Origin of the sequence: Asanoa sp. NPDC049573 (assembly GCF_040676615.1) — a bacterium.
Taxonomy (GTDB): Bacteria; Actinomycetota; Actinomycetes; order Mycobacteriales; family Micromonosporaceae; genus Asanoa.
In genome coordinates, this window is the sequence record NZ_JBFAPI010000005.1 from 302,212 (window position 1) to 320,140 (window position 17,929).

Genomic DNA, 17,929 nt, shown 5'->3' on the forward strand with positions numbered 1-17,929 from the left:
GCGCCCCCGCTCGTCCCTGGGAGAGCAGATGCGCAGACTCATCCGGACCGCCATCGGCGCGTTCACCGCGGCCCTGGCCGTCATCGCCTGCACCACCCCGGCCGCCCCGGCCAGCGCCGCTGACGCCGCGTACGACGTGCTGGTCTTCTCGAAGACCGCCGGGTTCCGACACGACTCCATCCCGGCCGGCATCCAGGCCATCCGCGACCTCGGCGCGGCCAACAACTTCACCGTCACCGCCACCGAGGACGCCAACACGTTCACCGCCGCCGGCCTCGCGCCCTACGAGGTGGTGGTCTTCATGTCGACCACCGGCGACGTGCTCAACGCGACGCAGCAGACCGCGTTCGAGAACTTCATCCGTTCCGGCCGCGGCTACGTCGGCGTGCACGCCGCCGCCGACACCGAGTACGACTGGCCCTGGTACGGCAACCTGGTCGGCGCGTGGTTCGCCTCGCACCCGGCGATCCAGCAGGCCAATGTCAAGGTGGAGAACCGGGCCACCGCGGCGACCGCCCACCTGCCGCAGACCTGGACCCGCACCGACGAGTGGTACAACTACCGCACCAACGTCCGCTCCAGCGCGCGGGTGCTGGCCACCCTCGACGAGTCGTCCTACTCGGGCGGCGGGATGGGTGCCGACCACCCGCACATCTGGTGCAAGGCCTACGACGGCGGCCGCTCGTTCTACACCGGCGGCGGCCACACCCAGGAGTCCTTCGCGGACCCGGCGTTCCGGGCGATGCTGCTCGGCGGCATCCGCTACGCCGGCGCCCGCACCAAGGCCGATTGCCGGCCGGAGACGGGTTACACGACCCTCTACAACGGATCGACGACCGGATGGTCGCAGGCCGGGCCGGGCAGCTTCACCAACTCCGACGCGACGCTGAAGTCCACCGGCGGCATGGGGCTGTTCTGGTACAGCGCGAAGCAGTACACGTCGTACTCGCTCAAGCTGGACTGGAAGATGGACGGCGACGACAACTCCGGCGTCTTCATCGGCTTCCCGCCGTCGACCGACCCGTGGTCCGCGGTCGACAACGGCTACGAGATCCAGATCGACGCGACCGACGCGGCCGACCGCACGACGGGATCGGTCTACACGTTCAAGTCAGCCGACATCGCGGCCCGCGACGCGGCGCTCAACCCGCCGGGGGAGTGGAACACCTACGAGCTGCTGGTCGAGGGCGAGCGGCTGCAGATCTTCCTCAACGGCTCGAAGATCAACGACTTCACCAACACCAATCCGGTACGGTCGCTGGCCGGCCACATCGGCATCCAGAACCACGGCACCGGCGACGACGTCTCGTTCCGCAACGTCCGGATCAAGGAGCTGGGCACCCCGCCGGCCGGTGGCGACGTGACCGTGCAGGCGGAGTCGTTCTCGTCGGCGTCCGGCGTGCAGGCGTTCACCAAGGCCGGTGCCAACAACGGGCAGACGCTCGGCTACATCGAGCCCGGCGACTGGGCGGCCTACAACGGCGTCAACGTCGGCGGCGCGACCACCTTCCGGGCCCGGGTCGTGTCCGGCGGGGCCGGCGGCACGATCCAGGTGCGCAACGGCGGGGCGACCGGCACGGTGCTCGGCACAGTGGCCGTGCCGAACACCGGTTCCTGGGATACGTACGCCAACGTGCAGACGACCTTGACCGGTGTGCCCGCCGGCACGGCCAACGTCTACCTGACGTTCACCGGCTCCGGCACGGGACTGTTCGACGTCGACGACTTCACGTTCGTGAAGAGCTCGACGCCGCCGACCGGCACGGGCCGCATCGTCGGGCTGGCCGGCAAGTGTCTCGACGTGCGCGGCGGCGGCACGGCCGACGGCACCCAGATCCAGCTCTACACCTGCAACGGCTCCACGGCGCAGACCTGGACCCGCACCGGCCAGACCCTGCGCGCGCTCGGCAAGTGCCTCGACGTCTCCGGCAGCGGCACCGCCGACGGCACGAAGATCCAGCTCTGGACCTGCAACGGCACCGGCGCGCAGAACTGGTCGGCCGGCGCCAACAGCTCGCTGGTCAACGCCAACTCCAACAAGTGCCTCGACGTGAGCGGCAACAACTCGGCCGACAGCACGATCGTGCACCTGTGGACCTGCAACGGCGCGGCCAACCAGCGCTGGACCCTTCCCTAGCCGCGGGGGCCGGCCCGGGACGCCCACAACCCGTGCCGGCCACCGCCTCCACCCGACGCACCCTCCGCGCCTGCCCTGCGGAGGGTGCGTCGCCGTCCACTAAGGACCGGCGAGCTGGTCGCGGCGGCGGCGCAGGTAGGCCCGCTCGGCCGGGTTGCCGGCCAGGTCGACGGCCCGGTCGTAGGCGGACCGCGACTCGCCGCTGCGGCCGAGCCGGCGCAGCAGGTCGGCGCGCGCGGCGTGCAGGGCGTGATAGCCGTCGAGGGCCTCGGTGAGCCGGTCGATCTCGGCGAGGGCGACGTCGGGGCCGTCGACCTCGGCCACCGCCACCGCCCGGTTGAGCCGGACGATCGGCGACGGGTCGAGCTGCACCAGCCGGTCGTAGAGGGCCACGATCGCGGACCATTCGGTGTCGCGGGCGGACGGTGCCCGCGTGTGGACCGCGTTGATCGCGGCCTGCAACTGGTAGCGCCCCGGCGGGTCGCCGCCGGCCGCCACCGCCCTGACCCGCTCCCGGACCAGGGCGCTGCCCTCCGCGATGAGAGCCCGGTCCCAGGCGCCGCGGTCCTGCTCCTCGAGGGTCACCAGCTCGCCGGTGTGCGACACCCGGGCCGCGCGCCGGGCGTCGATCAGCAGCATCAGCGCCAGCAGCCCGGCGACCTCGCCGTCGTCGGGGAGCAGGGACCGGAGCAGGCGGCCGAGGCGGATCGCCTCGTCGATCAGGTTGCCGCGCACCGCCTGCCGGCCCTCGCTGGCCAGATAGCCCTCGTTGAAGACGAGGTAGACGACGGCGAGCACGCCGGCCAGGCGGTCGCGGACGTCGCCGGCCGAGGGCAGCCGGTAGGGGATCCGGGCCGTCTGGATCTTCGCCTTGGCCCGGGTGATCCGGCGCGCCATCGCGGTCTCCCGCACCAGGAACGCGCGGGCGATCTCGGCGACGGTCAGGCCGCCGAGCAGGCGCAGGGTGAGCGCCACCCGGGCCTCCATGGCCAGCGCCGGGTGGCAGCAGATGAAGACCAACCTGAGCCGGTCGTCCTCGACCGGTCCGGTCGGCTCGGGCGGGGTGTCGTCGTGCACGATGCGGGCCGCCTCGTGCCTGGCGTCGCGCTGTGCCTCACGGCGCAGCCAGTCGATCGCCTTGCGGGACGCGGTGGTGGCGAGCCAACCGCCGGGATTCGGCGGTATGCCCTCGCGCGGCCACCGCTCGGCGGCCGCCGCGAACGCCTCGGCCGTCGCCTCCTCGGCGACGTCGAGGCCGCCGAAGCGGCGCGCGAGGCGGGCGACCAGCCGCGACCACTCCTCGTGGTGGGCCCGGGTGATCGCCTGGTCGACGGTGGGAGCGGTCACAGCGCCCGGTCGCGGCGGGGGTGCCCGGCGCCGCGGAACCGGTGCACCTCCTGCGGCCACTCCAGCGCGGTCGCGAGGCGACCGGCCCAGTAACGTGCCGTCGCGTCGTCGGGCACGTCGACGACGGCGAAGCCGCCGAGATGTTCCTTGGTCTCGACGTACGGGCCGTCCGTGAAGACGGGCTTGCCGTCGGAGGACTCGACGCTGCACACCGCGGTGGACCGGTCGAGCCCGCCGTTGGTGAAGATCAGGACATCCTCCGCCACCATCTCCTCGAGCACGACCCGGGCGGCTTTCGCCTTGTCGCCAAGCTCCTCGGTCGTGTGGTCGGGCACCCACTCGTCGTTGAACGTGATCAGGTATTCGGTCATGGTCGTCTCCTTCTGGCCGGCCGTACACCAGGTCCACGAGCGTCCGCGCCCTGATACGACACCATCCCGGACGGGGGGCGGAAAACCCCCAGCCGCACCCGGGTGCTTGCCGGCTTACCGCCGCCGGCCACCCCGAATAGCGTCGATCGTGTGATCGAACTACGTGAGCTCACCAAACGCTACGGGCGGCGGGTCGCCGTCGACGGGCTCAGTGTCCAGGTCCGGCCGGGGGTGGTGACCGGCTTCCTCGGACCGAACGGTTCCGGCAAGTCCACGACGATGCGGATGATCCTCGGCCTGGACGCGCCGGATCACGGCCAGGCACTGATCGGGGGAGTCCCGTACGCGAAGGTGGCGTGGCCGTTGCGGACCGTAGGCGCGCTCCTGGACGCCGGGGCGTTCCATCCCGGCCGCAGCGCCCGCGCCCACCTGACCGCGCTGGCCGCCAGCAACGACATCCCCGGTGCGCGGGTCGAGCAGGTGTTGCGCACCGTCGGGCTCTCCGGTGCGGCGACGCGGCGGGCCGGCACCTACTCGCTCGGCATGCGCCAGCGGCTCGGCGTCGCGGTGGCCCTGCTCGGCGACCCGGGCGTCCTGCTGCTGGACGAGCCGGTCAACGGGCTCGATCCGGAGGGCATCCGGTGGATCCGGGACCTGCTGCGCGGCCTGGCCGCCGAGGGCCGCACGGTGTTCGTGTCGAGCCACCTGATCGCCGAGATGGCGCTGACCGCCGACCGGCTGGTGGTGATCGGCCGTGGCCGGCTGCTGGCCGAGACGACCGTCGCCGAACTCTCCGCCGGCGCCGACAGCCTGGAGGACGCGTTCTTCCGGATCACCTCGCAGGCCACCGACTACCGCGGAGTGGGAGCGTCATGAACGGGTACGGATTCCGGCACGCGGCCCGGATGGAACGGATCAAACTGACCAGCGTCCGGTCGACCTGGTGGCTGGCCGTCGCGGCGGTGGTCGCGATGGCCGGGACCGGGGCCGGGGTGGGGCTCGGGTACCGATCGCACACCCCGGTCGCCACCGCCGCCCAGATCCTCAACAACAGCCTCGGCGGCGCCATCGCGGCCCAGTTGCTGCTCGGCGCGCTCGGCGTCCTGATCGTGACCGGCGAGTACGGCACCGGGATGATCCGCTCGACGCTGGCCGCCGTGCCCCGGCGCCGGACCGTGCTGGCCGCCAAGGTCGCGGTGTGCGGTGGTGCGGCCCTCACCGTCGGCCTGCTCGCGAGCTTCGCCGGCTACCTGGCCGGGCAACTGGCGATCCGCGGCACCGCCATTCCGGCCGCGTCCCTCGGCCAGCCGGCGATCCTGCGCGCGGTCCTGCTGACCGGCGTCTACCTCGGTGCCACCGCCTTGATCGGCGTCGGCATCGGGACGATCGTGCGGCACTCGGGCGCCGCGATCGGCACGCTGTTCGGCCTGATGTTCGTTCCGATGATCGTGGCCGGGCTGTTCGGCGAGAGCGGCATCCAGGTCGGCCGCTTCGTGCCGCTGCTGATGCTGCTCAACTCGATCTCGGTGACCGCGCCCATCCCCGGGCTGTTCGCCGGCTGGGTCAGCGCGCTGCTGATGTGCGGTTATGCCGCGGTCGCCGTGCTGTGCGGCGGCTTCCTGCTGCGGCACCGCGACGCGTGACCAGCGACAATGGGCCGATGACCGCGCTGCGCGCACCGTTCACCACCCTGGCCCTGCGCCAAGCGGTGTTCTGTGTCGCCGGCGTGGCCGGCGCGCTCGCCGTCCTGGCCGTGCCGGCGTCCGTGCCGGCCCTGGGCGCCTTCGTCCTCTGGGCCAGCGGCGCCCTGGCCACCCGGCCAACACCCACCGTCGCACCGCTGTTCCTGGTCCTGTTCCCGCTCACCCTCGCGCTCCTGGTCGTGCTGGCCGCACCGATCGGGCGCGCGATGGGCGCCGCACAGCGATCGCTGGCGGCCCGGCTGCTCGGCGTGCGCGTCGACCCGCCGCCACCGCGGCCCTCGAAGCGGCTCGGCGCCCTGGTCGCCGACGGCCCGGGCTGGCGTGCCGTCGGCTACGGCCTGCTCAAGGTGCCGCTGGCCATCCCGGCCGGCTACGGCGCGTTCTGCTACGTGTTCGGCCTGGTCAACCTCAGCTACCCGGTGTGGTGGCCGCTGTTCCGCAACCACCCGCCGGGCACGACCCTCGGGCCGGTGCGGGCGCTGACGCCGTTCGGCACCCTGGGCACCCGGACGTTCGCCGGCACCTTCCTGATCGCCGCGGCCGGGCTCGCCATGCTGTACGTCGCACCGTGGCTGATGCGGGCGGCCACGGCCCTCGAGGTGGCCGCGATGCGCCGGCTGCTCGGCCCGCGCCGTCTCGCCGAGCGGGTGCGGCAACTGCAGGTCACCCGGGCCCAGGCGATCGACGACGCGGCCGCGATGATGCGCCGGCTCGAACGCGACCTGCACGACGGTACCCAGATCCGGCTGGCCACGCTCGCGATGAACCTCGGCATGGCGACCGAGAAGCTCGGTGCCGACGGCCCGCCGCCCGACCTCGCCCAGGCCCGCGAACTCGTCGTGCTCGCTCACCGCGGCGCGAAGGACGCGCTGGCCGACCTGCGCGACCTGGTGCGCGGTATCCACCCGCCGGTCCTCGACAACGGCCTCGGCGACGCGCTGGCGACGCTCGCGACCAGCAGCGCCATCCCGGTCGCGGTCGACGTCGACCTGCCCGACCGCCCGGCGCCGGCGATCGAGACCATCGCCTACTTCTGCGCCGCCGAGTTGCTCGCGAACGCGGCCAAGCACAGCCGGGCGTCGCGGGTCGGCCTCGGCGTCGTCGGCGCGGGTGGGCGCCTGACGTTGACCGTCGAGGACGACGGCGTCGGCGGGGCCGACCCGGCCGGTCCGGGCCTGTCGGGCCTGGCCCGCCGACTCGCCGTGGTCGACGGCCGGATCCGCGTGGACAGCCCGCCCGGCGGTCCGACCCGGGTCGGGATCGAACTGCCCAGCTATGTGTGACCGGGAGGCGACGAGATGCGGGTGGTGATCGCGGAGGATGCCGCGATGATGCGCGAGGGCCTGGTCCGGCTGCTCACCGACCGCGGTTTCGAGGTGTGCGCCGCGGTGGCCGACCCGGACGCGCTGCGGTCCGCGATCGCCGGCTGCGTACCGGACGTGGCGATCATCGACATCCGGATGCCACCGACGCACACCGACGAGGGGCTGCGCGCCGCGATCGACATCCGCCGCGACCATCCGGACGTCGGCGTGCTGATGTTCTCGCAGTACGTGGAGACCCGCTACGCGACGCGGCTGCTCGCCGACCGGCCGACCGGGGTCGGCTACCTGCTCAAGGACCGGGTCGCCGACGTCGCCGACTTCGTGGACGCCCTGACCCGGGTGGCCTCCGGCGGCACCGCTTTGGACCCGGAGGTGGTCGGCCACCTGATGCGGGCCGGGCGCGACACGGCCGGGTTGGCGTCGCTGACCCCGCGGGAGCGCGACGTGCTGTCGCTGATGGCCGAAGGCCGGTCCAACGCCGGGATCGCCGCCGCTCTGGTCATCACGCCCGGGGTCGTGGAGAAGCACGTGGCGAGCATCTTCGCCAAACTCGGCCTGCCGTCGTCGGACAGCGACAACCGCCGGGTCCTGGCCGTGCTCCGCCACGTCAGCCGCTAGGGCCGGCGACCCAGGCGCGGAGCTTCTCCGGATTGCGTACCACCCAGATGTGCTTGATCTTGTCGCCGGCGACGTCGAACGCGAAGACGGTCGCGGTGACGCCGTCCTGCTGGGCCACCACACCGGGCTGACCGTTGACCGGGTGCTCGACGAACGTCATCGTGCCGACCGCGCGCCGGGCGATCTCGATCCAGGCGCGGGCGATCTGCTCGCCGCCCACGATGGGTTCCAGGAACGTGGTGGCCAGGCCCCCGCCGTCGGCAGTCGCCGTGGCGCCGGTGTCCAGAAGGCCGACCAGGGCGTCGATGTCCTGTGCCTCCCAGGCCGCCTTGAAGGCCCTGACCACGGCGGCCTGCCGGCCGCGCGGCGTCGCCGGCTCCCGGGCCGCGCGGATCCGGCGGCGGGCCGACGAGGCCAGTTGGCGGCAGGCCGCCGGCGTCCGGCCGAGCACCTCGGCCACGTCGGCGAACGGATAACGGAAGACGTCGTGGAGGATGAACGCCACGCGCTCGGCCGGGGTCATCGACTCCAGCACGACGAGGAAGGCCATGCCCACCGACTCGTCCAGGGTGACCCGGTCCGCCGGGTCGGGCGTCTCGTTGTCGCCGGGCAGCGGCTCCGGAATCCAGTCGCCCACGTAGCTCTCCCGTCTGACCCGTGCCGAGCCGAGCAGGTTGAGGCAGATGCGACTGGTGACCGTCGTCAGCCAGGCGCCGGGCGACTCGATGGCCTCCCGGTCGCGTGCGGGCAGGGCGTACCAGCGGGCATAGCTCTCCTGGACCGCGTCCTCGGCTTCGGACAGGGAGCCCAGCAGCCGGTAGGCCACATTGATCAACTGACGACGCTCACTGATCATCTCGGCCCCTCCCGTCACCTGTTCGACAAGACAGCGCCCCGGAACGTGAGGCCTGACATTCCGCCGGGCCGGATTGTCGAACTGGCATGACTTCAGCATTCACCGACCCGGCGCCCGCCGACCGCCTCGAGCGCGCGGCCGCCGCGCTGACCGCGCACAACTTCGCCGTCGAGATCCTCGACGACGCCGCCGCCGCGCGGGCGCGGGTCAGGGACCTGATCCCGGCCGGCGCCAGCGTGTTCACCGGGGCCAGCGAGACCCTGCGGCTGTCCGGCATCGAGGACGACATCACCACGAGCGGTCGGTACGACGCGATCAAGGGTCGCACCCGCGGCATGGACCGCGAGACCAGCGCCCGCGAGATCTGGGCGACGATCGGCAGCCCCGACGTGATCGTGGGCAGCGTCGCCGCGGTCACCGAGACCGGCTCCCTGGTCGCCGGCTCGGCCAGCGGCGGCCAACTGCCCGGCTACGCCGGCGGCGCCGGCCAGGCGATCTGGATCGTCGGCGCGCAGAAGGTGGTGCCCGACCTGGCCACCGCGCTGCGCCGCGTCGAGGAGCACTGCCTGCCGCTGGAGAACAACCGGGCCATGACGGCGTACGGGCAGCCCAGCGCGCTCAACCGCATCCTCGTCCTGAACGCCGAACCGCAGCCCGGCCGCGGAACGGTGCTGCTGCTCCGGGAAGCCATCGGTTTCTAGTCCCGGCGCATGCCGAACGTCCGCCGGTACTGGGCCGGCGCCGCGCCGACCTGGCGGGTGAACTGGGCCCGCAACGTGTCGACGCTGCCGAAACCCGCGACCCGGGCGAGGGCCTCGATGGTCTGGTCCGTGGTCTCCAGCAGTTCCCGGACGAGGTCGACCCGCTGGCTGGTCAGCCAGCGGTGCGGCGTGGTGCCGGTGGCGTGCCGGAACAGCCGGGCGAACGTGCGCGGCGCGAGGCGCGCCTCGCGGGCCAGGTCGGCCACCGCGATCGGCTGGTCGAGCCGGCCCATCGCCCAGGTGATCGCGTCCTGCAGCGGGTCGGCGGCGGCGACGGCCGGCAGCGGGGCGCGCAGGTACTGGGCCTGCCCGCCGTCGCGGTGCGGCGGCACCACCATCCGGCGGGCCACCTCGGCGGCGACCGCGGCGCCGTGGGCCCGGCGGAGCAGGTGCAGGCCGAGGTCGATGCCAGCGGCCGTGCCGGCCGAGGTCGAGATGGCGCCCGCGTCGACGTAGAGCACACCGGGGTCGAGCCGGATCTTCGGGTAGCGGCTGCCCAGTTCGGCCGTCCAGCGCCAGTGCGTGGTGGCCGGCAGGCCGTCGAGCAGGCCGGCCGCCGCCAGCACGAACGCGCCGCGGCAGATCGCCATCAGGTGCGCGCCGCGGTCGCGGGCGGCGTAGAGGTGCGCGACCAGCGCCGGATCGGGCCCGGTCTCCACCCAGGCGCCGGCGACCAGCACGATCAGGTCGGCGTCGGCGAGGCGGTCGAGGCCGTGCCCGGTCGCGACCTGGTAGCCGGCCGTGGTGCGCACCGGGCCGCCGGGCACGGAGGCGAGCCCGAACTCGTAGCGCGGTAGGCCCTGGTCGGACCGGTCGAGCCCGAAGAGTTCGCACGCGATGCCCAGTTCGAAGGGCGCGACCCCGTCCGCGACGGGCACGGCGACATTGGTGATCCGCAACGGCTCGGTGGGCATTCTCCGAGCTTGGCAGACCGGCGACGGGCAGGAAATGCGGCCTGGCGGGCGGATTCGCCCCGGACGCCGGCGGCGCGGGCGGCCACAGACTGACCCGATGGGACGGACATCGCTGGCGCTGGTGCTGACCGCGACCCTGTCCGTCGCGACGGCGTACGGGATGCTGCTGCTGTTGCCGTTGCAGATCAAGCACCTGGGCGGGTCGGAGGCGACGTTCGGCGTCCTCACCGCGCTGGCCGCCGTGCCGGCCGCGGCTTTCCTCGGCACGCTGCTGAGCTTTCCGGACCGGGTCCGGCCGCCGGTCCTGCTCGCCGTGGCCTCGCTGGCCTACGGCGGCGCGGCGGCGGCGCTGGCGACCGTCGACCGGCTCGGCGGCCTGCTCGCGGTGCTGACGATCGTGTCGGGCGCGACGTGGTCGGTCGTCTACACGGTGGGGCCGATGGTGGTGAGCGAGCGGGTTCCCGACGACGCGCGTGCGGCCCACATCGGCTACCTGACCGGGACCATCCAGTTGGGATTCGGGATCGGGCCCGTCCTCGGCGGCTGGCTGCACGGCAGGGGACTGTCCTACCCCGGGACGTTCGCGGTCGCGGCGGCCCTGGCGGCAACCGCGGCCGGGCTGCTGGTGTTCGTGCGGTCGCCGGGGCGCCCTGCGGGCCGCGTGTCGCTCGTCCCGGCCCTGGCGAACATCGTGCGCTCCCCGGCGCGTACCCCGTTGGTGATGATCTTGATCATGGCCTGCCTGTTCACCACGATGACCAGCTTCCAGGCGACGTTCGCGCAGTCGCGGGGCCTGAGTTTCGACGTCTTCTACGTGAGCTACACGGCGGCGGTGATCGTCGCGCGCCTCGTCGTGGCCCCGTTCCTGCGCGACGGAGTGCTCGTGGTCGCCACGGCCGGGATCGCGGTGGCCCTGGCCGGCTTCCTGGTGGTGGCGACGAGCCCGTTCCGTTACGCGGCCGCGTCGGCGGTGCTCGGTGGCGCCTACGGGCTGGCCCTGCCGGCGATCCAGGCGCGCGCGGTCAACGTCGCCCCGCCCGCCGACCGCCCCCGGATGCTGCCGCTGGCCGGGTTGCTCTTCCAGCTCGTGATCCTGGCCTTCCCGCTGGTGGCCGGCGCGGTGATCACCGCGTTCGGCTACCAGGCCGTCTTCGGCGTGCTGGTCGCCCTCGCGGCGGCGCTGCTCGCCCTGAGCAGGAACGAGCGGTAGATGTTGTACACCAGACTGGGCGGTTCCGGGCTTCGGGTCTCGAGGATCGCGCTGGGCATGATGAGCTACGGCGACCCGGCGGCGGTCTCGTGGGTGCTGCCGGAGGAACGGGCCGAGCCGATCGTGCGGCGGGCCGTCGAGGCCGGTGTGACGTTCTTCGACACTGCCGACATGTATTCCACCGGCGTCAGCGAACAGATCACCGGCCGGCTGCTGGCGAGGTTCTTCCCACGCCGCGACGACTACGTGCTCGCGACCAAGGTGTTCTACCCGATGACACCGGACCCCAACGGCCGCGGGCTGTCCCGCAAGCACATCATGGCCGCCGTCGACGCGTCGCTGACCCGGCTGGGCACCGACCACATCGACCTTTACCAGATCCATCGCTGGGACGACGGCACGCCGATCGACGAGACGATGTCGGCCCTGCACGATCTCGTACGGGCCGGCAAGGTGCGCTATCTCGGTGCGTCGCTGATGCGCGCGTGGCAACTGGCGACCGCCCAGTTCACCGCGCGGGCGGCCGGCTGGACCGGGTTCGTCTCGATGCAGACCAGATACAACCTGGTTTACCGCGAGGAGGAACGGGAGGTGCTTCCGTTCTGCGCGGACCAGGGTCTGGGGGTGCTGCCCTACAGCCCGCTGGCGAGGGGTGCGCTCGCCGCCCGGCCGGCCTCGACGCCACGATCGCGTGCGGACGCGGCCGCCTCCCGCACCCCGCCCGAGAACGATCGGGACGTGCTGGCGGCGGTGCGCGCGGTGGCCGCCGCGCGCGGCGTGCCGGCCGCCCAGGTTGCGCTGGCCTGGACGATGGCCAAGCCCATGGTGGCCGCGCCGATCGTCGGCGCGACGAGGCCCGAGCACGTCGACGACGCCGTGGCCGCGGTCGAGGTGGCACTCACGGCCGACGAATTGACCAGCATGGAAGCCCCGTACCGGTCGCACGAACTTCTTCCGTACTAGCGTCACCGCATGGCATTACACATCCAGAACGGAGAACTTCCAGGGAACGACCGGTCGCGCACGTTCCTGGGTCGCGACCACGGCGACGTGCCGATCTCGTTCTTCATCCAGGCGAGCCCGCCCGGGCACGGTCCGGGGCCGCACACCCACCCGTACGCCGAGGTGTTCGTCCTGCACGAAGGGTCCGGGTCCTTCCTGGCCGGCGACGAGACCATCGAGGCGTCCGGTGGCTCGGTCGTCGTCGTGCCGGCCGGTGAACTGCACGGCTTCACCGCCTCGTCGGACGGCCCGCTGCGGATGACCTGCATCCACACCAACGACCACATGATCACGGAGTGGTTCGAGAAACCGGCCTGACGCGGCGGCGTCCGGGCGTGTCCGGACGTGTCCGAAACGATTGCTGGACATCGACGGGTTTTGGCAGCGTCGGCAGCGAGGATCACTCCTAGGAAGGGAGCCGCACGTGCGGAGAAAACTCGTGACGGTGCTATCGGCCCTGCTGCTCGCGCTGCCGGCAGCGGTCTTCTTCGGCGCACCGGCGCAGGCCGCGGCGAAGGAACCGCCCGCGGGATGCCGCTACTTCCACACGGTCAACCCCTACTACGGCGACACGTGCTACGAGTGGGACGGCGACGACCAGTGGGTGTACGACGGGGTCGGTGACGGCTGGAGCGCCCGGGTCGAGATCGAGACGCTCTACGGCAAGGTCCGCTGGTGCGCCAACACCGAGACCGCCGGGCACTGGGTCGAGTGCACGTTCGACCACGAGGAAGGGTCGTGCGTGCATTTCCGGATGTACGAGCAGGACGGTGGCGATAACGGCCCGACCCGCTACTGGACCGACTGGACACCATGGATCAGCACCAGCACCGGGGCTGACTGCTAGCTGGCCACCTGGAGGACCGGCTGCGGCCGGTCCTCCAGTTCGGCGGCGAAGCGGCGCAGCAGCGGATGGGGACCGGCCAGATGCGCGCGGGCCAGCTCGCGCATGGCGGCGCGGTCCGTTCCTGGCCGGCGGAACTGCCGCTGGGCCGCGTCGCTGAGCCGCCGGTAGGACAGCAGGAACGCCGTACGCAGGTTCGTCGCCGGATCGTCCGTGGCCAGCGCGTCCAGCGGAGCGAGCCGGAGCTCGGCGGCGAGGGCGGCCGGGGTCAGGCCCGGCTGCTGCGCGAGCCGGGCCGCCGCCGCGGTCAACGCCAGCGGCAGCCCGGCACACGGGTCGGCCACCGGAGCGGCCCGGCCGCCCAGCAGCCGCCGCGCGGCCGAGGGCGTGAGCACGTCGAGGGGGAGTGTGCGGGCACCCTCGGCGATCACCAGTCCGGTGAGCTGCGTCCGGCTGGTGACAAGACAGGTCGAGGTGGCCGGCAGGAGCGGCCGCACCTGTTCCACGGACGCCGCGTTGTCCAGGACGACGAGCACCCGGCGGGCGGCCAGGACGCTGCGGTAGAGGGCCGCCCGCGCGTCGGGATCCGGCGGGATGCGCACCGGCGGGATGTCGAGCGCGGTGAGAAGCCCGTGCAGGACCGCGCCGGCGTCGGCCGGGGGCCGGGCCGGGTCGACGCCGCGCAGGTTCGCGTAGAGCTGGCCGTCGGGGTACTGCCCGGCGGCGCGCCGCGCCCAGGCGACGGCCAGGGCGGTCTTGCCGACGCCCGGCATGCCGGTGACCAGGATCGGGCCGGGCTCCGCGGCCAACCGGTCGAGCACGGCGAGGTCGGTGTCCCGGCCAGCCAGCCGTGCCGCCCCGGCCGGGAGCTGGCGGGGCACCACGGACGGGCGTGCGGCGCCGCCCGGCCCGGCGCGGTCGCCCGCGTAGACCTCGCGCCACGCCGACCGCCAGGCCGCCGCCCGCTCGCCGGTCACACCGCAGACGTGCACGTAGCGCAGCACCAGGTCGAGCGACGGCAGCCGGGTGCGGTGCGGGCTCAGGAGGTCGCCCAGCGTGCTCCGGGCCAGCCCGCTGTCACGGGCGAGCCGCCGCAGGGGCGGGTCACCCGCCCAGATCTTCAGCAGCCGCAACTCCCGGATGAACCCGTCGACGGAGTCGACCCCCGTCGGATCGGGAGGGGCGGTGACCACACCCGCAAGCATCCCCGCACCGCCTTGCCACCACCCTTGCCATGGCGCGCTAGCCGGCCAGTTCCAGGTCGCGCACGGCCCGCAGGCCGGCGGCGCCGTCGGCCGCCGGTGGGCGCCGGCCCGCGATGGCGTCGAGGACACCGGCCAGTTGCGGCACGAACGGGCTGCCCGGCGTGAACGCGAGCGGCTCGCCGTTGAGCGTGATCTCACCCGCACCGTCCGGGCCGAGGGTGCCGGCGCAGACCGCGATGCCGTCGTCGCCGAAGAGTTCCAGGCGGGTGTACTCGGCGAACTGGATCGTGCTGAGCACCTCGACCGTCGGGCCCGACCGGAGCTGCGCGGCGATGGCGGCCGTCTCGTCGCGCGGTGCCTGCCACTTCGTGTTGGCCAGGACCGACCTGAGCTGGGCCCAGTCGTCCATGTCGGCGGCGAACCAGCGGGCCAGGTCGAGACAGTGGGTGGCGGTGGCCGACAGCGACCACCACCGCGCGGACTCGCTCCGGGCCCGCCAGTTCGAGTCGGGCATCGGGTAGGACCACATCGCCCGCAGGTGGCGCAGCGGGCCCAGCGCCCCGGCCAGGACCCGCTCGCGGAGCGCCTGGTGGCCGGGGTGGCAGCGGAGGTGATAACCGCTGGCCAGCACCAGGTCCTGGGCCGCGGCCAGGTCCACGAGCGACCGGGCCTCGGCCTCGCTCAGCGCGATCGGCTTCTCCACCAGCACGTGCTTGCCGGCCCGCAGGCTCGCCTGCGCCTGTGGAAAATGCAGGGCGTCCGGCAACGCGACGACGACCAGGTCGACGGCCGGATCGGCCAGGAACGCGGCCAGGTCGTCATAAGGGTGGGCGTCGGGGTCGAAGGCGCGCGCCGACGACTCGTCCCGCGACAGGACCGCCGCCAGCCGGGCGCCGGGCGAGGCCGCCACCGCCGGCCGGTGACCGGCCGAGGCGATGTAGCCCGTGCCGACGATGCCGACGCCGACCTGGCTCATGCCGGCCCGGAGACGGCGGTCGCCGGATCCTGGATCAGTTCGAGATCGCCACCCACCGCACCGAAATTACTAGCCCGGTGCGGTCGCCGGAGCGCGTTTCGGATCTTCGCCGCCCGGCAGGCTGCCGGACCTTCCGCGCCGTCTCGAACCGATCTAGAGTGAGGTTCGCTGCCGCGGACGCGGCCGGCGGCCGGGCGGGAGGCGCAACCCGCCCGGGCGTAAGGCACGTCGACCCGCCGACGTGGTGGCGACGGACCGTCGGACGGTCTCCTCGCGCCTGTCCACCACCAGGATCCCGGGTCACTCACAGGGAGAAGAAGGACAATGGCGCGACCCATCACGCTCTTCACCGGCCAGTGGGCCGACCTGCCGTTCGAAGAGGTGTGCCGGCTGGCCTCCGAGTGGGGCTACGACGGGCTCGAGATCGCCTGTTGGGGCGACCACTTCGACGTCGACAAGGCGGTCAACGAAGACGGCTACGTCGACCGCAAGCGGGAGACCCTGGCCAAATACAACCTGCAGGTCTTCGCGATCTCCAACCACCTGGTCGGCCAGGCGGTCTGCGACCACCCGATCGACGAGCGCCACCAGGACATCCTGCCCGCCCGCATCTGGGGCGACGGGGAGCCCGAAGGTGTCCGGCAGCGGGCCGCCGACGAGATCAAGAACACCGCCCGCGCGGCCGCCAAGCTGGGCGTCAAGACCGTCGTCGGGTTCACCGGGTCGTCGATCTGGCACACGCTGGCCATGTTCCCGCCGGTGCCGCCGTCGATGATCGAGAAGGGCTACGAAGACTTCGCCAACCGGTTCAACCCCATCCTCGACGTGTTCGACGAGGTGGGCGTGCGGTTCGCACACGAGGTGCACCCGAGCGAGATCGCGTACGACTACTACACGACCAAGCGCACCCTCGAGGCGATCGGCGACCGGCCGGCGTTCGGGCTCAACTGGGACCCGTCGCACTTCGTGTGGCAGGAACTCGACCCGGTCAACTTCATCTTCGACTTCCAGGACCGGATCTACCACGTCGACTGCAAGGACGCGAAGGTACGCACCGGAGACGGCCGCCGTGGCCGGCTCAGCTCGCACCTGCCCTGGGCCGACATGCGGCGCGGTTGGGACTTCGTCTCCACCGGCCACGGTGACGTGCCCTGGGAAGACTGCTTCCGGGCGCTCAACGCGATCGGCTACGACGGCCCGATCTCGATCGAGTGGGAAGACGCCGGCATGGACCGCCTGGTCGGCGCGCCCGAGGCCCTCCAGTTCGTGCGCCGCCTGGCGTTCGATGCGCCCAGCGCCGCGTTCGACGCCGCGTTCTCCAGCAAGGACTAGGCGTGACGAAGGGCCCCTCGCCGGCTAACGGCGAGGGGCCCTGTCAACGCCCAAGCCCACGTCAGGGCATGGGCTTGGTGGGTGCCGCCGACGAGGCCGACGTCGTCGACGAGGTGAGTTCACTGGTGTTGGCGCCGTTGCCGGTGCCGGAGCTGGTGCTCATCTTCTCGCCGATCTTGGTGTGGCTGAGCCGGTCCTTGCCCTCGGACACCAGTCGGTTGGCCTGGGCCTGGGCGGTGCCCTTGGCCTCCTGCACCGTCGGGTGGTCCATCATCTTGCGGGCCTGCTGGACGATCTCTTCGTACTTCTCCCGGCCCGCGCGGGCGCCCAGGACGAAGCCGGCGGCGAGCCCGCCGACGAACCAAAGCTTTCCGCGCATTGCGGCTCCTTCCGTGTGCCGGACGCGTTGACCCGCGTGCACGGCGACGTTTGTTGTCCCCGGTTACCTACCCATCGTGCAACCGACCCATGCGTCGGAAGGGCTATCTGACTAATTTGCCCTATTTTCGACGCCAGCGGGGCCGAACGCACCGCAGAGCGTGTCGTACCCCCACCCGATGCCCCCGAAACAGCCCGCATCCTGTACTCTCGTACCGGTCGCGCGGTGCGGGAAACCACGCCGCAGGCAGCGATCCCCCGTAGCTCAATTGGCAGAGCAGCCGGCTGTTAACCGGCAGGTTTTTGGTTCGAGTCCAAACGGGGGAGCCACCTCATCAGGTCCGCGGCAGCTCCCGCCGCACCGCATCGGCGATGTTCTCCGCGTCGAGCCCCCTTGCCTTCAAGATCGCGCTTCGCGAGCCGTGCGCCAGGAACCGCTGCGGCAGCGCCAGCGACCGCACCGGCACGTGCGACCCGGCACCGCGCAGCGCCCGTGACACCGCGTCGCCATACCCACCGTGCGCCCCGTTGTCTTCGACGGTCACCACGAGCCGCTGCCCGGCCGCGGCCGCGACCAGCTCCGGATCGACCGGCAACAGCCACCGCGGGTCCACGACGGTCACCGCCGCATCCAGCCGCTCCGCCGCCACCAGCGCCGCGGCCGCCAACGGCCCAACAGCCAGCACGAGTACGCCCTCGGCACCCGGTTCAGGCGGCCCAGCCCCACCGGAGGCCGCCACCTGCCCGGTACCGCCGTGGGCCGGCGACTGCCCAGCACCGCCGGAGGCCGGCACCTGCCCGGCACTGCCGGATTCGGAGACCTGGCCGCCGGAGGCCGGCGCCTGGCCGGGACCGCCGGATTCGGAGACCTGGCCGCCGGAGGCCGGCGCCTGGCCGGGACCGCCGGATTCGGAGACCTGGCCGCCGGAGGCCGGCGCCTGGCCGGGACC

At 72.7% G+C, this 17,929-nt stretch carries 19 protein-coding genes and 1 tRNA gene; 12 read left to right on the forward strand and 8 right to left on the reverse strand.

Annotated elements, in window-relative coordinates; genetic code table 11:
• The first annotated feature begins 28 nt into the window (after window positions 1-28).
• Window positions 29-2,137, forward strand: a complete 2,109-nt coding sequence (locus AB0J74_RS14395) for a ThuA domain-containing protein (RefSeq protein WP_363448183.1) — start codon at window positions 29-31, stop codon at window positions 2,135-2,137.
• A gap of 99 nt (window positions 2,138-2,236) precedes the next feature.
• On the opposite strand, the gene AB0J74_RS14400 is transcribed toward AB0J74_RS14395, so the two are convergent.
• Together AB0J74_RS14400 and AB0J74_RS14405 are read right to left on the reverse strand one after the other, a co-directional pair.
• Entirely contained in the window at window positions 2,237-3,484 is a 1,248-nt protein-coding gene (locus AB0J74_RS14400; protein ID WP_363448184.1) for a sigma-70 family RNA polymerase sigma factor, read from the reverse strand.
• Complete coding sequence (locus tag AB0J74_RS14405; protein WP_363448185.1) at window positions 3,481-3,855, reverse strand: YciI family protein; 375 nt, start codon at window positions 3,853-3,855, stop codon at window positions 3,481-3,483. Before AB0J74_RS14405 ends, AB0J74_RS14400 begins: the two co-directional genes overlap by 4 nt.
• A gap of 150 nt (window positions 3,856-4,005) precedes the next feature.
• On the opposite strand from AB0J74_RS14405, the gene AB0J74_RS14410 reads away from it, so the two are divergent.
• Genes AB0J74_RS14410 through AB0J74_RS14425 form a run of 4 tightly spaced genes read left to right on the forward strand, consistent with a single transcriptional unit; the run spans window position 4,006 to window position 7,501 of the window.
• Window positions 4,006-4,731: an ATP-binding cassette domain-containing protein gene (locus AB0J74_RS14410; protein WP_363448186.1), complete on the forward strand. Its 726-nt coding sequence runs from the start codon at window positions 4,006-4,008 to the stop codon at window positions 4,729-4,731.
• The gene (locus AB0J74_RS14415; RefSeq protein WP_363448187.1) at window positions 4,728-5,498 is read left to right on the forward strand and encodes an ABC transporter permease; all 771 of its coding nucleotides are present in this window, start codon (window positions 4,728-4,730) and stop codon (window positions 5,496-5,498) included. The genes AB0J74_RS14410 and AB0J74_RS14415 overlap by 4 nt, the downstream gene beginning before the upstream one ends.
• 17 nt (window positions 5,499-5,515) lie before the next feature.
• A complete protein-coding gene (locus AB0J74_RS14420) occupies window positions 5,516-6,841 on the forward strand; it encodes a sensor domain-containing protein (RefSeq protein ID WP_363448188.1) in 1,326 nt (441 codons plus the stop codon).
• A 15-nt stretch (window positions 6,842-6,856) separates the two neighbouring features.
• Window positions 6,857-7,501, forward strand: coding sequence for a response regulator transcription factor (locus AB0J74_RS14425; protein WP_363448189.1), 645 nt, complete (start codon window positions 6,857-6,859; stop codon window positions 7,499-7,501).
• Here AB0J74_RS14425 and sigJ read toward each other — a convergent pair.
• Window positions 7,491-8,357, reverse strand: coding sequence for an RNA polymerase sigma factor SigJ (sigJ, locus tag AB0J74_RS14430; RefSeq protein ID WP_363448190.1), 867 nt, complete (start codon window positions 8,355-8,357; stop codon window positions 7,491-7,493). The two genes, AB0J74_RS14425 and sigJ, sit on opposite strands and share 11 nt — an antisense overlap.
• A gap of 86 nt (window positions 8,358-8,443) precedes the next feature.
• On the opposite strand from sigJ, the gene AB0J74_RS14435 reads away from it, so the two are divergent.
• Window positions 8,444-9,058 (forward strand): LUD domain-containing protein, encoded by a 615-nt coding sequence (locus AB0J74_RS14435; protein ID WP_363448191.1) that lies wholly within the window; start codon window positions 8,444-8,446, stop codon window positions 9,056-9,058.
• Here AB0J74_RS14435 and AB0J74_RS14440 read toward each other — a convergent pair.
• A complete protein-coding gene (locus AB0J74_RS14440; protein WP_363448192.1) occupies window positions 9,055-10,032 on the reverse strand; it encodes a helix-turn-helix domain-containing protein in 978 nt (325 codons plus the stop codon). The two genes, AB0J74_RS14435 and AB0J74_RS14440, sit on opposite strands and share 4 nt — an antisense overlap.
• A gap of 97 nt (window positions 10,033-10,129) precedes the next feature.
• Between AB0J74_RS14440 and AB0J74_RS14445 the strand changes: the two genes are divergently transcribed.
• The 4 genes from AB0J74_RS14445 to AB0J74_RS14460 all read left to right on the forward strand — a co-directional run bounded on the left by AB0J74_RS14445 (window position 10,130) and on the right by AB0J74_RS14460 (window position 13,091).
• Window positions 10,130-11,242 (forward strand): MFS transporter, encoded by a 1,113-nt coding sequence (locus AB0J74_RS14445; RefSeq protein ID WP_363448193.1) that lies wholly within the window; start codon window positions 10,130-10,132, stop codon window positions 11,240-11,242.
• Window positions 11,243-12,205, forward strand: a complete 963-nt coding sequence (locus tag AB0J74_RS14450; protein WP_363448194.1) for an aldo/keto reductase — start codon at window positions 11,243-11,245, stop codon at window positions 12,203-12,205.
• Between the two features lie 9 nt (window positions 12,206-12,214).
• On the forward strand, window positions 12,215-12,562 hold the full coding sequence (locus AB0J74_RS14455) for a cupin domain-containing protein (protein WP_363448195.1): 348 nt from the start codon (window positions 12,215-12,217) through the stop codon (window positions 12,560-12,562).
• Between the two features lie 106 nt (window positions 12,563-12,668).
• Window positions 12,669-13,091, forward strand: a complete 423-nt coding sequence (locus AB0J74_RS14460; protein ID WP_363448196.1) for a hypothetical protein — start codon at window positions 12,669-12,671, stop codon at window positions 13,089-13,091.
• Here AB0J74_RS14460 and AB0J74_RS14465 read toward each other — a convergent pair.
• Window positions 13,088-14,281 (reverse strand): ATP-binding protein, encoded by a 1,194-nt coding sequence (locus AB0J74_RS14465; protein ID WP_363448197.1) that lies wholly within the window; start codon window positions 14,279-14,281, stop codon window positions 13,088-13,090. The genes AB0J74_RS14460 and AB0J74_RS14465 overlap by 4 nt on opposite strands.
• 49 nt (window positions 14,282-14,330) lie before the next feature.
• Window positions 14,331-15,269: a Gfo/Idh/MocA family oxidoreductase gene (locus AB0J74_RS14470; RefSeq protein WP_363448198.1), complete on the reverse strand. Its 939-nt coding sequence runs from the start codon at window positions 15,267-15,269 to the stop codon at window positions 14,331-14,333.
• A 324-nt stretch (window positions 15,270-15,593) separates the two neighbouring features.
• On the opposite strand from AB0J74_RS14470, the gene AB0J74_RS14475 reads away from it, so the two are divergent.
• Window positions 15,594-16,601, forward strand: a complete 1,008-nt coding sequence (locus AB0J74_RS14475; RefSeq protein ID WP_363448199.1) for a sugar phosphate isomerase/epimerase family protein — start codon at window positions 15,594-15,596, stop codon at window positions 16,599-16,601.
• 61 nt (window positions 16,602-16,662) lie between these two features.
• Here the strand turns inward: AB0J74_RS14475 and AB0J74_RS14480 are convergent, their stop codons facing one another.
• Complete coding sequence (locus tag AB0J74_RS14480; protein ID WP_363448200.1) at window positions 16,663-16,980, reverse strand: hypothetical protein; 318 nt, start codon at window positions 16,978-16,980, stop codon at window positions 16,663-16,665.
• 253 nt (window positions 16,981-17,233) lie between these two features.
• On the opposite strand from AB0J74_RS14480, the gene AB0J74_RS14485 reads away from it, so the two are divergent.
• Window positions 17,234-17,309: transfer RNA gene (locus AB0J74_RS14485), tRNA-Asn, on the forward strand.
• Between the two features lie 5 nt (window positions 17,310-17,314).
• Here AB0J74_RS14485 and AB0J74_RS14490 read toward each other — a convergent pair.
• Window positions 17,315-17,929 (reverse strand): transketolase C-terminal domain-containing protein (locus tag AB0J74_RS14490; RefSeq protein ID WP_363448201.1); only part of this gene is annotated, 615 nt, incomplete at its 5' end.